The organism is Bacillus cereus group sp. MYBK15-3, assembly GCF_051916765.1.
GTDB lineage: Bacteria > Bacillota > Bacilli > Bacillales > Bacillaceae_G > Bacillus_A > Bacillus_A cereus.
This window is the reverse complement of record NZ_JBQAHG010000009.1, coordinates 168,370-183,447: the sequence shown is the minus strand read 5'-3', so window position 1 is coordinate 183,447 and position 15,078 is coordinate 168,370. Positions and strand designations below refer to the sequence as shown.

Genomic DNA, 15,078 nt, shown 5'->3' with positions numbered 1-15,078 from the left:
GTATTAGGCACGCCGCCAGCGTTCATCCTGAGCCAGGATCAAACTCTCCAATAAAGTTAGTTTGTCTAGCATCTAAAATAAAAATTGACGTTTCACGTTGTTTGTTTCGTTTAGTTTTCAAAGTTCAATATCGCGTTTCAGCGACTTTTATAATATATCATAGTATATTATTTTCGTCAACAAGTTTTTTCGATAAATTGTATCTCTCATTTGCTGACTCTGCCTATTATATAGGCTTTCTCTTCCCTATGCAAGTATTATTATAAAAAAATAAAGAGAGGGAAAATCCCCTCTCTTATTCTTCTGAAGAAACCTCTTCACTCGTTTCTTCCTCTTCATCTTTTTGTGCTTTTGCTACCGTCGCTACCTCTTGGTCTTCCTCTAATCGAATTAGACGAACACCTTGTGTATTACGTCCCATTTGAGAGATTTGATCAACTGGCATACGAATAATAACGCCTGCCGCTGTAATTAACATAATATCTTCTTCACCTGTAACAGATTTAACAGCTACTAATTTACCGTTCTTATCTGTAATGTTACAAGTTTTCAGACCTTTACCACCGCGGCTTTGCAGACGGTATTCATCAATCGGTGTACGCTTTCCGTAACCATTTTTCGTTACAATTAGAACATTTACATCCTCTTCGACAATTTCCATACCTACAACTTGGTCTTCATCGCCCAACGTAATAGCTTTAACACCTGCAGCATTACGTCCCATAGAACGAACATCTTGTTCATTGAAACGAATTAGCATACCGTTACTTGTCCCGACAATAATATCCTTATCACCCGATGTTAAACGTACAGATATTACCTCATCCTCTTCACGAAGAGAAATTGCAATTAAACCATTTGTACGTATATTTGCAAATGATGAAAGTGGCGTTCTCTTAGAAACCCCTTGTTTTGTCGTAAAGAATAAGAACTGATCGTCACCAAATTCGCGAATCGGAATAATAGCGTTAATCCACTCACCCTTATCTACCCCTAATAGGTTAATAATTGGTAGTCCTTTTGCAGTACGACTATACTCTGGAATTTCATATCCTTTCGTACGGTATACTTTACCCTTGTTTGTAAAGAATAAAATATGATCATGAGTAGACGTTGTTAATAAATGTTCAACAAAGTCATCATCATTCGTACCCATTCCTTGCACACCACGTCCCCCACGGTTCTGTGTTTTGTACGTAGAAGCTGGTAACCTCTTAATATAACCGTTATGAGTTAACGTAATCGCAATGTTTTGTTCAGGAATTAAATCTTCATCTTCAATAAATTCCATACCGCCAATTGTAATTTCTGTTCGTCTCTTATCATTGAAACGCTCTTTTACTTCTGTTAATTCTTCACGAATAATCTCAAGAACTTTTTCTTCATCTGCTAAAATCGCTTTTAATTCAGCAATTAACTTCATTAAGTCTTGATATTCTTGCTCAATTTTTTCACGTTCTAATCCAGTTAAGCGTTGCAGACGCATATCTAAAATCGCTTGCGCTTGTTTCTCACTTAAACCAAAACGTTCCATTAAGCCTTGCTTGGCAATATCTGCCGTTTTTGAACTACGAATTAACGTAATAACTTCATCAAGATGATCTAAAGCAATTCGTAATCCTTCTAAAATATGAGCACGTGCTTCTGCTTTTTCTAATTCATAAGCAGTACGTCTACGAATTACTACCTTCTGATGCTCTAAATAATGATATAGATTTTGTTTTAAATTTAGTACTTGTGGCTCCCCATTTACAAGAGACAACATATTAATACCGAAACTTGTTTGAAGCGCTGTATGTTTATATAGATTGTTTAATAGTACGTTTGCATTAGCATCACGACGTACTTCCATGACAATACGCATACCATTACGATCTGATTCATCACGTAAATCTGTAATACCTTCAATTTTCTTATCGCGAACTAATTCTGCGATTTTTTCAATTAATCGTGCCTTATTAACTTGATAAGGTAGTTCAGTTACGATAATAGATTGTTTACCGTTTGACTTCTCTTCAATTTCAACCTTAGCACGAAGCATAATGGAACCGCGACCTGTTTCATAAGCTCTTCGAATTCCACTTCTTCCTAAAATTAAACCTGCCGTCGGAAAGTCTGGACCGGGAATATATTCCATTAATTCCGCGATAGTAATATCAGGATTATGACTTAATGCCAGCACACCATCAATTACTTCGCCAAGCTGATGCGGCGGTATATTTGTTGCCATACCAACAGCAATACCTGTTGTACCGTTTACTAATAAATTAGGGAAACGCGCTGGTAGTACTATCGGTTCTCTTTCGGAACCATCATAGTTATCTTGATAATCAATTGTATTTTTTGAAATATCACGTATTAATTCCATAGAAATCTTAGACATTCTTGCCTCTGTATAACGCATTGCCGCTGCTGAATCTCCATCTACAGAACCGAAGTTACCATGCCCATCTACAAGCATATAACGTTGACTAAAATCTTGCGCCATACGTACCATTGTTTCATAAACGGCTGAATCACCATGAGGGTGATACTTACCGATTACTTCACCGACAATACGTGCTGATTTCTTATACGCTTTATCAGCTGTAATTCCTAAATCATTCATCGCATATAAAACCCTACGATGCACAGGTTTTAATCCATCACGAACATCTGGTAATGCACGAGATACGATAACACTCATTGCGTAATCTAAAAATGAGGTACGCATTTCATGACTAATATTAATTTCTCGAATTCGTGCTTGTTGTTGATTGTCTGACATCAACGAGCACCTCCTCTTACATTTCCGTTACACATACATTGATTTATATGTAGAAGACAGGAATACTTAGATTCCTGTCATTACTCATTTAAATATCAAGGTTCTTCACGTATTTTGCATTCTCTTGGATAAAGTTACGACGTGGCTCTACTTTATCTCCCATTAAAATTTCAAATGTTTCGTCTGCTTCAATTGCATCTTGAAGGGAAACTTGAAGTAATGAACGTACTTCTGGGTCCATTGTCGTCTCCCATAGCTGAGTTGGATTCATTTCCCCTAGACCTTTATAACGCTGAATCCCTGGCTTAGGTTGGGCCGGTAATTCTGCTAAGATTTTTTCAAGTTCCTTATCGTTGTAAGCATATTGAATTTTTTTACCTTGTTGTATTTTAAACAACGGCGGCTGTGCAATATAGATATAACCACACTCAATTATTTGACGCATATAACGATAGAAGAACGTTAATAATAGGGTACGAATATGTGCACCATCAACATCGGCATCGGTCATAATAATAACCTTATGATAGCGTGCTTTTTCAATATCGAAGTCTCCACCAATATTTGTACCAATCGCCGTAATAATTGTACGAACTTCATCATTTGATAAAATCTTATCTAAGCGTGCCTTTTCCACATTAATAATTTTACCCTTCAGCGGTAAAATTGCTTGGAAATGACGATCGCGTCCTTGTTTTGCAGATCCACCCGCAGAGTCACCCTCTACGATGTAAATTTCACTAATTGCTGGATCTTTCGAAGAGCAATCAGCTAATTTACCAGGTAAACTTGAAACTTCTAACGCACTCTTTCGACGTGTCAATTCACGCGCTTTTTTCGCAGCTACACGTGCACGTGCAGCCATCGTACCTTTTTCTACAATTTTTCGCGCTACATTAGGATTTTCTAGTAAGAACTTTTCAAACGCCTCTGAGAATACAGACTCTGTAATTGTTCTCGCTTCACTATTCCCAAGTTTTGTCTTCGTTTGTCCTTCAAATTGTGGATTTGGATGCTTGATTGATACAATTGCTGTTAAACCTTCACGAACATCCTCACCAGTTAAATTACTGTCCGCATCTTTTAAAATGCTATTTTTACGACCATAGTCGTTGATTACACGAGTTAAAGCTGTTTTAAAACCTACCTCATGTGTACCACCTTCATACGTATGGATGTTATTCGTAAATGAGTAAATATTATTTGTGTATCCCTCGTTATATTGAAGAGAAACCTCAACCTGAATACCATCTTTTGAACCTTCTACGTACACAGGCTCTTCATGAATCGGTTGTTTTGAGCGATTTAAATGCTCAACGTATGATTTAATTCCACCTTCGTAATGGAATTCTTTCTTTTGCTTATGTTCACGTTTATCTTCAATTGTTAATTTAATATTACGATTTAAAAACGCTAATTCACGCATACGAGTTGCTAGCGTATCAAAATCGTATACTGTTGTTTCTTGGAAAATTTCTGGATCTGGTTTAAATCGAGTTATTGTTCCTGTTTGATCTGTGTCACCAATGACTTTTAAATCCGCAACCGGAATACCTCTTTCGTATTTTTGGTAATGGATTTTACCTTCACGATGTACAAATACTTCTAATTCTGTTGATAGAGCATTTACAACCGATGCCCCAACACCATGTAAACCACCAGAAACTTTATAACCGCCACCGCCAAATTTACCACCGGCGTGGAGAACAGTCATAATAACTTCTACAGCTGGACGTCCCATTTTTTCTTGTATACCAACCGGAATACCACGCCCATTATCCGTTACACGAATACTATTATCTTCTTCGATACTAACATTAATTTCATCACAATAACCTGCAAGTGCTTCATCAATACTATTATCTACGATTTCCCACACAAGATGGTGAAGCCCTTTTCCACTTGTAGATCCAATATACATACCAGGGCGTTTCCGAACTGCCTCTAGTCCTTCAAGCACCTGTATCTGACTTTCATCATATGCATTTTCTTGCATTTGCTTTTGTTCCATTGACACAAAGATCACCTACTTTTCCATTTAAACAGGGGTTATTCCCTATCTATTTCACAATCTACAGTGCCGTTCGTTACATGAATTGTTTTCGCTTCTTTTAATGTTTCGTGTTCAATTCCGTCGACACTCGTCGTTGTAACAAATGTTTGCACTTTTCCTTGAATTGTATTTAAAAGATGTGATTGACGATAATCATCTAATTCTGATAAAACATCATCCAACAAAAGGATTGGATATTCTTTAACCTCTGAATAAATCAATTCAATTTCAGCTAATTTTAGGGATAGTGCGGTCGTTCGTTGTTGTCCTTGCGAACCAAAGACTTGAACATTTTTACTATTAACGAAGAATTGTAAATCGTCACGATGAGGACCAATTAAAGTCGTACCACGGAAAATTTCACGTTGTTTCACAGATTGAAAACTTTCATAGTATACTTCTTTTATTTTCGACAAATCCATTGATTCTGATACATCTACACTTGGTTTATAGACAATTTCTAACTCTTCTAATCCACGGCTTATACCTCGATGAATTGGAGCTGCCCATTCCTGTAGCAAATGCAAAAATTCAAAACGTTTTTGCAGTATTTTCGCACCATGCTCAATTAGTTGAAGTGTAAATACATCCAACATCGTTTCCTCATTCTTACTATTCCCTTGCATTTTTTTCAACAAGTGATTTCGTTGCGTGAGCACCTTTTGATATTGACTTAATTCATACAAATATACAGGAGCTATTTGTCCTAATTCCATATCTAAAAAGCGTCTTCTTACTTGAGGGCTTCCTTTTACAAGATTTAAATCTTCTGGGGCAAACATGACAACGTTCATCACGCCAATATATTGACTTAACTTTTGTTGTTCAAGTTGATTTAATTTTGCCTTTTTACCTTTTTTCGAAATATTTAATTCCAAAGACAAAGAACTGTTTCTTTTTTGTAATTTCCCCTTTATTTGACCAAAATCTTCATCCCAGCGGATAAGTTCGCGATCATTAGAGGTTCTATGAGATTTCGCCATCGCTAAAACATAAATAGCTTCCATCAAATTTGTTTTCCCTTGTGCATTTTCGCCGATAATTACATTTACCTTATCTTCAAAGGAAAGCTCTAATTTTTCATAATTGCGATAGTTTTTTAATTGTATTTCTGAAATAAACAAAGGGCTCCCCCTTTATGCCTGAACTTGGAAAGTTCCGCTTCCTGGAATTTCAATAACATCATTCGCATATAGTTTGCGACCTCTTCTATTTTCAAGTTCGTTGTTCACGTACACTTCATATTCTTGTAAAAACCATTTTACAGCGCCACCTGTATCAATTACATCAGCTAACTTTAAAAATTGTCCTAGTGTAATATACTCTGTTGAAATTTTAATACGTTTCATAAAATCGCTCACTTTCTGAAAGTGTTCATTCTTTCATTGTACTAAATAAACTAGCATTAGGAAAGTAATACCCAAAAATCAAATAAGGGCCACTAGCATCTTTAAACTAGCAACCCTTATTCCTTACCTAGTAAGTACGAACCGGTAAAATTAATTGAATAATTGAATCATCATTTACTGTACGAATTAAGAACGGTCTCATTGCCCCAGTAAAGCTAACTTTAATCTCTGTACTATCCAAAGCTTTTAATGCATCCATCATATATTTTGCACTAAAAGATATTTTTAACTCTTCTCCATCTACTTTTTCGCATTGTACTTCTTCGACAACTTTTCCGATTTCTGGTGAATTCGAAGAAATCTCTAGCATTTCTTGCTCTAAAGTTGATAATTTAACAACGTTATTGCGGCCATCTCTTGCTAATAGTGAAGCACGATCAATTGCTTGTAGGAATTCTTTTGTATTTACAAAAATATCCGTTTTACTCTCTGCTGGAATTAAACGTGTCGTATCAGGATAATTTCCTTCTAACAATCTTGAGAAGAATAATAAATGTTTTGTACGGAATAATACTTGATACTCCGTAATAACGATATCTACCATTTCTTCAGACTCATCTAAAATTTTACTTAATTCATTTAAGCTCTTACCTGGAATAACAACATTAGCTTGGAATTCATCTGCAATGTTATGTCCTTCAATTTTTGCTTTTCGAAGTGCCAGTCTATGACTATCTGTTGCAATACAAGTTAACTCGCTGTTATATACCTTCCAGTTTACACCTGTCAAGATCGGTCTTGTTTCAGAAGTAGAAACTGCAAATACAGTTTGTCTGATCATATGCTTAAGTAAATCTGTTGGTATCTTAAATACATGATGTTCTTCAATCTGTGGCAATAACGGATATTCTGCAGAATCTAAACCATTTAAGTTAAACTCTGATTTTCCAGATTTTATTTTTGTCATAAAATGATTTTCTACAGAAATTTCGACAGTGTCTTTAGGTAGTTTTTTTACAATCTCACTAAAATATTTTGCCTGTAAAACAATGCTTCCTGATTGAGCAATTTCTACGATTTCTTTTCCATCTTCTTCGACTGGAATAAACGATTCAATAGAAATATCAGCATCGCTTCCTGTTAATGTAACCCCTTCTTCAGTAGCTACAACTTTAATTCCCGTAAGGATGGGGATTGTTGTACGAGAAGAAACTGCCTTCATTACATCTTGTACACCTCTTACAAGATAGTCTTTTTGTATTGTAAAACGCATAAAGAAAAACCTCCGGTAAGTATAAGATTTTATTTAATTAATAAAGATAAAAAAATAGTAGTAATAGTAATAGGGCTTGTGGATATGTGGATAACCCCTATAAAGGATGTAAAAACAGTCTATCTACATGTGGATAGACTGTGCGTAAAACAAGGTAAGTTATTCACACTATTCAGCTACTACTTTAAAATACCATTAATTTCTTCAACTTGCTTTTGTAATTGCGTATCGGTTTTTAGTAGTTTAGAGATTTTTTCATGGGCATGGATAACTGTTGTATGATCACGTCCACCAAATTCTTCACCTATTTTTGGTAAAGAGGAATCTGTAAGCTCGCGCGATAAATACATTGCAATTTGGCGAGGAAACGCAACTGATTTGGTACGTTTTTTCGCTTTAAAATCTTCTAATTTCACTTGATAAACATCCCCGACAGCTTTTTGAATATCATAAATAGAGATAATTTTTGGCTTAGAATTTGGAATAATATCTTTAAGTGCTTCAGCTGCTAAATCAGCATTAATATCTTTATTAATTAAAGATGAATAAGCTACAACTCGGATAAGTGCACCTTCTAATTCACGAATATTTGAATCAATTTGATTTGCGATATAAAGCATAACTTCATTTGGTATATCAAGCCCTTCAGCTTTTGCTTTTTTGCGTAAAATCGCAATTCGTGTCTCTAAATCTGGCGGCGTAATATCTGTAATAAGCCCCCATTCAAAGCGGGAACGAAGACGATCTTCTAAAGTCGGAATTTCTTTTGGTGGTCGATCACTAGAAATTACAATTTGTTTACTTTCTTCGTGTAATGCATTAAATGTATGGAAAAACTCTTCTTGAGTTTGTTCTTTTCCAGCAAGAAATTGAATATCATCTATCAATAAAACATCTACGTTGCGATATTTATTACGAAAATCAACAGCCTTATTATCACGAATAGAGTTAATAAATTCATTTGTAAATTTTTCTGATGATAAATATACAACTTTTGCATTTGGATTATGTTCAATTACATAATGACCAATTGCGTGCATTAAATGCGTCTTTCCAAGCCCAACTCCCCCGTAAATAAAGAGTGGGTTATACGCTTTAGCTGGCGCCTCGGCTACAGCTAATGAAGCTGCATGGGCAAAACGGTTACCAGAGCCGATAACAAATGTATCAAATGTATATTTTGGATTTAACATGCTCTGTGGTAAATGAGCTGAATCATCTTGTGCTGGATTCGGCTTAACTGGAGGCAGATCAATATCCTCTTCAGCTTGACTTTGGGGAATAATAAAGCGAATTGCTAATTTTGCCCCTGTTAAATCGTATAGTGTTTCTGAAATTAGTTCGGAGTAATGAGATTCTAGCCAGTCACGAGCAAATTCATTTGGAGCTGTAATCGTTAATACGTCTTTCTTCAAGTTATGAGCCGTTGTTGATTTTAACCATGTCTCATAACTAGGCTTGCTTACCTTTTTTTCTAATTCTTTTAAGGCACTATTCCATAAATCAGAGATATTTTCCAAAGGTGTCCCTCCTTTACTAAGATGGTAAAAGAATAAGGTTGCGCAACAAATGTACAACCCAATAAATATAAAATGTATATTTATACGAAACGTATTTTAAAACCTAAAAACGTCGTTTGTATATGAGATAGGGTTTTCGACAAAAAAAGCAAATGTGGACAACTATTTACCCACATGTGATTAAAACTGTCCACATGTTATACACAAACTGTGGATAAAATAAAGGTGTGGAAAACTTATTCAAAGTGAAAACACAACTATAATATCAAAAAAAAGTGGCTATAGCAATGAATTTAAGAAAGTTATCCACAAAATCAATACCTTGTGGAATAAACTTGTCCACAACACGATATACTGTGTAAAAGTGCGAAAAAAGTTTGTGGATATAAAAAACGTGAAAAAACATTTATCCACAAGGAAATATAGGTGCTGTGTAAAAGTATGTGAATAGGTTCAAAATGAATATTTGATGAAAATTTCTAGAACCATTGACATTTTCCTAGTTGATTAACTATAATTTATAGGACTGTCTTTAACAGATATTCCTCAGGGAGGTGTCATATAATGAAAAGAACTTACCAACCAAATAAACGTAAGCGCAGCAAAGTACATGGTTTCCGCAGCCGTATGAGCACAGCGAACGGACGTAAAGTGCTAGCAGCTCGTCGTCGTAAAGGAAGAAAAGTATTATCTGCGTAGACCACTGATCGTTCAGTGGTCTTTTTTTCTAATAATAGTGAATTTCCGCTGATGAAATACAGGAGTGTCAATTGATATGAAGAAAAAACATCGTATAAAGAAGAATGATGAATTCCAGGCGGTTTTTCAAAAAGGAAAATCAAATGCGAATCGTCAGTTTGTTGTATACCAATTAGATAAAGAAGAACAGCCAAACTTTCGCATCGGCCTTTCTGTTAGCAAGAAAATTGGAAATGCAGTAGTTCGTAATCGAATTAAGCGCATGGTCCGTCAGGCTATTACAGAGTTAAAAGATGAGATAGATTCTGGGAAGGATTTTGTTATAATAGCAAGGAAGCCTTGTGCAGAGATGACATATGAAGAAGTAAAGAAAAGCTTAATTCATGTCTTTAAACGCTCTGGTATGAAAAGAATAAAAAGGTAGCGTAAGGAAATGAATTACACTATATACATACCGATACAAGGAGGAGTAGGCTTTGAAAAAGAAATTAGGTTTACTAGCCATGGTCGTTGCATTAATGGCGATTGCCACCGGTTGTAGTGAAACGGGTCAGCCGATTACATCGAAAAGTACTGGGATTTGGAATGAATATTTCGTATATCCGCTTTCTCAGTTAATCACGTATTTTGCCGACTTATTTAACAGTAATTACGGTTTAGCAATTGTTATTACAACTCTTATCATTCGTTTTGCATTATTACCACTAATGATTAAACAAACGAAGAGTACGAAAGCGATGCAAGCGTTACAACCGGAAATGGTGAAGTTAAAAGAGAAATATAGCTCTAAAGATCAAGCGACACAGCAAAAACTGCAGCAAGAAATGATGCAGTTATATCAAAAAAATGGTGTAAATCCATTAGCTGGTTGTTTACCAATCTTTATTCAAATGCCAATTCTGTTCGCTTTTTATCATGCAATTATGAGAACAGCTGAAATTAAACAACATAGTTTCTTATGGTTCGATTTAGGACATGCAGACCCGTTCTATATCTTACCGGTCGTTGCAGCAATTACGACATTTATTCAGCAAAAGCTTGCAATGGCAGGAACAGCTGGTCAAAATCCGCAAATGGCAATGATGCTTTGGCTTATGCCGATTATGATTTTAATCTTTGCAATTAACTTCCCAGCCGCATTATCACTTTACTGGGTTGTTGGTAATATCTTTGGTATTGCTCAAATGTACTTTATCAAAGGGCCAGAAATTAAGGCTAGCAAAGCTGGAGGCTCAAGCAAGTGAGTGTAATTACTGCTAAAGGACAAACAGTCGAGCTGGCAGTAGAGGATGCTTTAAGGCAATTAAATACATCAAAAGATCGAGTAGATATAAATATTGTCGATGAGGGTAAAAGAGGATTCTTAGGTTTATTTGGGAATCGTCCTGCAGTAGTAGAAGTTGTATTGAAGAAAGATCCAATTCAAGAATGTGAAGAATATTTAAGAAATGTTATTCACGATATGGGTGTGGAAGTTGAGATTAGTAAAATTGTAAAAGGACGCGAAATTGAATTTACAATTTCTGGTGATAATGTAGGTGTTTTAATTGGGAAAAGAGGTAATACATTGAACTCTTTACAGTATTTAACAAAACTTGTCGCGAATCGTAACACGAAGCAGTATATCGGTATTACACTAGATGCTGAAAATTATCGTAGTAAAAGAAAAAGTACGTTAGAATCACTTTCCTATCGATTAGCGAAACAAGTATTTAATACGAAAAAAAGAGTTATTTTAGAACCGATGCCATCTTTTGAACGAAAGATTATTCATCAGGCATTATCAAATCATCAAGGTATCAATACAACTTCTGAAGGAAATGAACCACATCGGCATGTTGTAATATCTCCTAAATGACCGGTTGCTCAAATGAGTGCCGGTTTTTTTGAGCGGAAAATAGATGTGGATAACTAAAAAACACTAAACTTATCCACTGTGAATAAGTTTAGTGTTTTTTACATGGGGATATAATAAAATGAGTTATTCTTCTTTTGTAGATAGGTTCGTTATGGTATCCTAATAATTTAGTGAAAGAAATAATCATGTTGAAATAGAGATAAATAAGCAAGTGAGGTGAAAGGACATGGAATTTGATACAATTGCTGCGATTTCCACAGCGCTTGGAGAGGGTGCAATTGCCATTGTTCGAGTAAGTGGGGATGATGCGGTTGAGAAAGTTAATCGTATTTTTAAGGGGAAGGATTTAACAGAGGTTCCTTCTCACACTATTCATTATGGTCATATTGTTGATTTAGATACAAATCAAGTTATTGAAGAAGTTATGGTGTCTATTATGCGCGCACCAAGGACTTTTACACGTGAAAATATAGTGGAAATTAACTGTCACGGTGGACTTGTTTCAGTAAATAAAGTATTGCAACTTATTCTAGCACAAGGAGTACGATTGGCAGAACCGGGCGAATTTACAAAACGTGCTTTTTTAAATGGACGTATCGATTTATCACAAGCAGAAGCTGTTATGGATTTGATTCGAGCAAAAACAGATCGTGCGATGAATGTAGCAATTAATCAAATGGAAGGGCGATTATCTAAATTAATTGGTCTTTTGCGTCAAGAAATATTAGAAACATTAGCTCATGTTGAGGTAAATATAGATTATCCAGAATACGATGATGTAGAAGAGATGACACATAATATTTTAATTGAGAAAGCGACGCATGTTCGTTCGGAAATCGAAAAAATATTAGAAACATCAAAACAAGGGAAAATTTTACGTGAAGGTATTGCTACGGCAATTATCGGTAGACCTAACGTTGGGAAATCATCGTTATTAAATAGTCTTGTTCAGGAGAAAAAGGCAATTGTAACTGATATTGCAGGAACAACTCGTGATGTTATTGAAGAGTACGTTAACGTGCGTGGTGTACCTCTTAAACTTATAGATACAGCCGGTATTCGGGAGACAGAAGATGTTGTTGAACGAATTGGTGTGGAACGTTCAAAAGAAATGATGAGCCAAGCGGATTTAGTATTAGTTGTTGTTAACTATAGCGAGGCTTTAACAAATGAGGATGAAGATCTATTCCGTGCGGTACAAGGAAAAGAATTTATTGTTATTGTGAATAAGACTGATTTACCGCAAGCGATTGATATGGAACGTGTTACAGAGTTAGCCGCGGGAAATCGTGTTATTACAACATCCTTAATTGAAGAACAAGGAATAGATGAACTCGAAAAGGCAATAGCTGATTTATTCTTTGAAGGAACAATCGATTCTGCAGATATGACATATGTTTCTAATGCGAGACATATTGGATTATTAACACAAGCAGGAAAAACAATCGGTGATGCAGTTGAGGCGATTGAAAATGGTGTACCAATTGATATGGTACAAATTGATTTAACAAGAACGTGGGAAATACTTGGTGAAATTACTGGGGACACAGTGCATGAAAGCTTAATTGACCAGTTGTTCTCTCAATTTTGTTTAGGAAAATAATATAGTGAAGTTGTAGAAAGATAGAGATTATTAGGAGGAATAAACAATGGGATACAATGCCGGTTCATACGATGTCATAGTAATCGGTGCAGGTCATGCAGGATGTGAAGCTGGTCTTGCGGCAGCACGAATGGGCTCAAAAACATTAATGTTAACAATTAACTTGGATATGGTAGCATTCATGCCATGTAACCCTTCTGTTGGTGGACCAGCAAAAGGGATTGTTGTTCGTGAAATTGATGCATTAGGCGGAGAAATGGGACGTAATATTGATAAAACTCATATTCAAATGCGTATGCTAAATACAGGTAAGGGACCAGCCGTACGTGCACTTCGAGCGCAAGCTGATAAATTCTCTTACCAACATGAATTAAAGAAAACAATTGAAGAAACACCAAACTTAACGTTGTTCCAAGGAATGGTAGAGCGTTTAATCGTTGAAGAAGGTGTATGTAAAGGGGTAGTTACACAAGCTGGTGCAGAATATACAGCAAAGACAGTTGTAATTACAACTGGAACATTTTTACGCGGCGAGATTATCATGGGCGACTTAAAATATTCAAGTGGTCCAAATAATCAGCAACCGTCTATTACATTATCTGAGCATTTAGAGGAGCTTGGATTTGATCTTGTGAGATTTAAAACAGGGACACCTCCTCGTGTAAACAGTAATACAATTGACTACAGTAAAACAGAAATTCAACCAGGTGATGATAAGCCACGTGCATTCTCTTTTGAAACAACGAAATTTATTATGGATCAAATTCCATGTTGGTTGACATATACAAGTACAGAAACACACCGTTTAATAGATGAAAATTTACATCGTTCAGCTATGTATTCTGGTATGATTAAAGGAACAGGTCCTAGATACTGTCCTTCTATTGAAGACAAAGTAGTAAGATTTAATGATAAACCACGTCATCAAATTTTCTTAGAGCCAGAAGGGCGTAATACACAAGAAGTATATGTACAAGGTTTATCCACAAGCTTGCCAGAAGATGTACAACGTGACATGCTTAGAACAATTCCAGGCCTAGAAAATGTTGAAATGATGCGTACAGGTTATGCAATTGAATATGATGCAATTGTGCCAACACAACTATGGCCAACACTTGAAACGAAAAAGATTAAAAATTTATATACAGCAGGACAAATTAATGGAACTTCTGGTTACGAAGAGGCGGCCGGACAAGGGCTTATGGCTGGAATTAATGCAGCATGCCGTTCTTTAGGTAAAGAAGAAGTTGTTTTAGGTCGCGAGGATGCTTATATTGGCGTCTTAATTGATGATCTTGTAACGAAAGGTACAAATGAACCATATCGTTTATTAACGTCTCGTGCAGAATACCGTCTATTATTACGCCACGATAATGCTGATCTTCGTTTAACTGAAGTTGGTCGTAAAATTGGATTAATTAAAGAAGAGCGCTATGAGCGATTTACAAATAAAAAATTACAAATTGAACAGGAAAAGGAACGTTTAAGCAGCATTATTATTAAACCACGTCCTGAAGTTCAAGAATTAATTCGCAATATTGGCGGAAGTGAATTGAAAGATGGAATACGTGCAAGTGACTTATTACGTCGTCCAGAGATGACATATGAGCATATTCATCTTTTAGTACCAAGTGAAGTAGAATTAAGTGATGAAGTTAAAGAACAAGTTGAAATTCAGATTAAGTATGAAGGATATATTGAAAAATCTTTACAGCAAGTAGAGCGTATGAAGAAAATGGAGAATAAAAAAATCCCTGTAGATATTGATTATGATGCGATTTCTAGCATTGCTTCAGAAGCTAGACAGAAATTGAAAGATGTTCGTCCACTTTCAATGGGGCAGGCTTCACGTATTTCTGGCGTAAATCCAGCGGATATTTCCATTTTACTTGTGTATATAGAACAAGGAAAAATTGCACGCGTATCGAACCAATAAATAGTAAGGAGATATTGCTA

At 35.7% G+C, this 15,078-nt stretch carries 12 protein-coding genes; 6 read left to right on the top strand and 6 right to left on the bottom strand.

Annotated elements, in window-relative coordinates:
* Nucleotides 1–295: 295 nt before the first annotated feature.
* The 6 genes from gyrA to dnaA form a co-directional block, all read right to left on the bottom strand.
* The gene (gene gyrA, locus ACTFR8_RS27500) at nt 296–2,767 is read right to left on the bottom strand and encodes a DNA gyrase subunit A (protein ID WP_001282864.1); all 2,472 of its coding nucleotides are present in this window, start codon (nt 2,765–2,767) and stop codon (nt 296–298) included.
* Between the two features lie 88 nt (nt 2,768–2,855).
* Entirely contained in the window at nt 2,856–4,778 is a 1,923-nt protein-coding gene (gene gyrB, locus ACTFR8_RS27495; RefSeq protein ID WP_000435982.1) for a DNA topoisomerase (ATP-hydrolyzing) subunit B, read from the bottom strand.
* 38 nt (nt 4,779–4,816) lie between these two features.
* A complete protein-coding gene (gene recF, locus ACTFR8_RS27490) occupies nt 4,817–5,944 on the bottom strand; it encodes a DNA replication/repair protein RecF (protein WP_000470745.1) in 1,128 nt (375 codons plus the stop codon).
* A gap of 12 nt (nt 5,945–5,956) precedes the next feature.
* Nucleotides 5,957–6,169: a S4 domain-containing protein YaaA gene (yaaA, locus tag ACTFR8_RS27485; RefSeq protein ID WP_000821364.1), complete on the bottom strand. Its 213-nt coding sequence runs from the start codon at nt 6,167–6,169 to the stop codon at nt 5,957–5,959.
* A 127-nt stretch (nt 6,170–6,296) separates the two neighbouring features.
* The gene (gene dnaN, locus ACTFR8_RS27480; RefSeq protein ID WP_001212884.1) at nt 6,297–7,442 is read right to left on the bottom strand and encodes a DNA polymerase III subunit beta; all 1,146 of its coding nucleotides are present in this window, start codon (nt 7,440–7,442) and stop codon (nt 6,297–6,299) included.
* A gap of 179 nt (nt 7,443–7,621) precedes the next feature.
* Nucleotides 7,622–8,962, bottom strand: coding sequence for a chromosomal replication initiator protein DnaA (gene dnaA, locus ACTFR8_RS27475; RefSeq protein ID WP_000428017.1), 1,341 nt, complete (start codon nt 8,960–8,962; stop codon nt 7,622–7,624).
* Nucleotides 8,963–9,526: 564 nt separating this feature from the next.
* On the opposite strand from dnaA, the gene rpmH reads away from it, so the two are divergent.
* From rpmH to mnmG, 6 genes are all read left to right on the top strand, one after another.
* Nucleotides 9,527–9,661 (top strand): 50S ribosomal protein L34, encoded by a 135-nt coding sequence (rpmH, locus tag ACTFR8_RS27470; protein ID WP_000831901.1) that lies wholly within the window; start codon nt 9,527–9,529, stop codon nt 9,659–9,661.
* A gap of 76 nt (nt 9,662–9,737) precedes the next feature.
* Complete coding sequence (gene rnpA / locus ACTFR8_RS27465) at nt 9,738–10,085, top strand: ribonuclease P protein component (RefSeq protein WP_000726622.1); 348 nt, start codon at nt 9,738–9,740, stop codon at nt 10,083–10,085.
* A gap of 52 nt (nt 10,086–10,137) precedes the next feature.
* Nucleotides 10,138–10,905, top strand: a complete 768-nt coding sequence (gene spoIIIJ / locus ACTFR8_RS27460) for a YidC family membrane integrase SpoIIIJ (protein ID WP_000727737.1) — start codon at nt 10,138–10,140, stop codon at nt 10,903–10,905.
* On the top strand, nt 10,902–11,519 hold the full coding sequence (gene jag / locus ACTFR8_RS27455; protein ID WP_000111516.1) for an RNA-binding cell elongation regulator Jag/EloR: 618 nt from the start codon (nt 10,902–10,904) through the stop codon (nt 11,517–11,519). Before spoIIIJ ends, jag begins: the two co-directional genes overlap by 4 nt.
* Before the next feature lie 226 nt (nt 11,520–11,745).
* Nucleotides 11,746–13,122, top strand: a complete 1,377-nt coding sequence (gene mnmE, locus ACTFR8_RS27450) for a tRNA uridine-5-carboxymethylaminomethyl(34) synthesis GTPase MnmE (protein ID WP_000393770.1) — start codon at nt 11,746–11,748, stop codon at nt 13,120–13,122.
* A gap of 46 nt (nt 13,123–13,168) precedes the next feature.
* Nucleotides 13,169–15,058 carry a tRNA uridine-5-carboxymethylaminomethyl(34) synthesis enzyme MnmG gene (mnmG, locus tag ACTFR8_RS27445; protein WP_000541055.1) on the top strand — a complete coding sequence of 630 codons (1,890 nt, stop codon included), beginning with the start codon at nt 13,169–13,171 and terminating at the stop codon, nt 15,056–15,058.
* The last annotated feature ends 20 nt before the right edge of the window (nt 15,059–15,078 follow it).

What these genes read in the sequence shown, in the direction of transcription:
- rpmH (WP_000831901.1), top strand. Translation starts at nt 9,527, where the DNA reads ATGAAAAGAACTTACCAACCAAATAAACGTAAGCGCAGCAAAGTACAT.
- gyrB (WP_000435982.1), bottom strand. Translation starts at nt 4,778, where the DNA reads ATGGAACAAAAGCAAATGCAAGAAAATGCATATGATGAAAGTCAGATA.
- mnmG (WP_000541055.1), top strand. Translation starts at nt 13,169, where the DNA reads ATGGGATACAATGCCGGTTCATACGATGTCATAGTAATCGGTGCAGGT.
- yaaA (WP_000821364.1), bottom strand. Translation starts at nt 6,169, where the DNA reads ATGAAACGTATTAAAATTTCAACAGAGTATATTACACTAGGACAATTT.
- dnaN (WP_001212884.1), bottom strand. Translation starts at nt 7,442, where the DNA reads ATGCGTTTTACAATACAAAAAGACTATCTTGTAAGAGGTGTACAAGAT.
- mnmE (WP_000393770.1), top strand. Translation starts at nt 11,746, where the DNA reads ATGGAATTTGATACAATTGCTGCGATTTCCACAGCGCTTGGAGAGGGT.
- gyrA (WP_001282864.1), bottom strand. Translation starts at nt 2,767, where the DNA reads ATGTCAGACAATCAACAACAAGCACGAATTCGAGAAATTAATATTAGT.
- rnpA (WP_000726622.1), top strand. Translation starts at nt 9,738, where the DNA reads ATGAAGAAAAAACATCGTATAAAGAAGAATGATGAATTCCAGGCGGTT.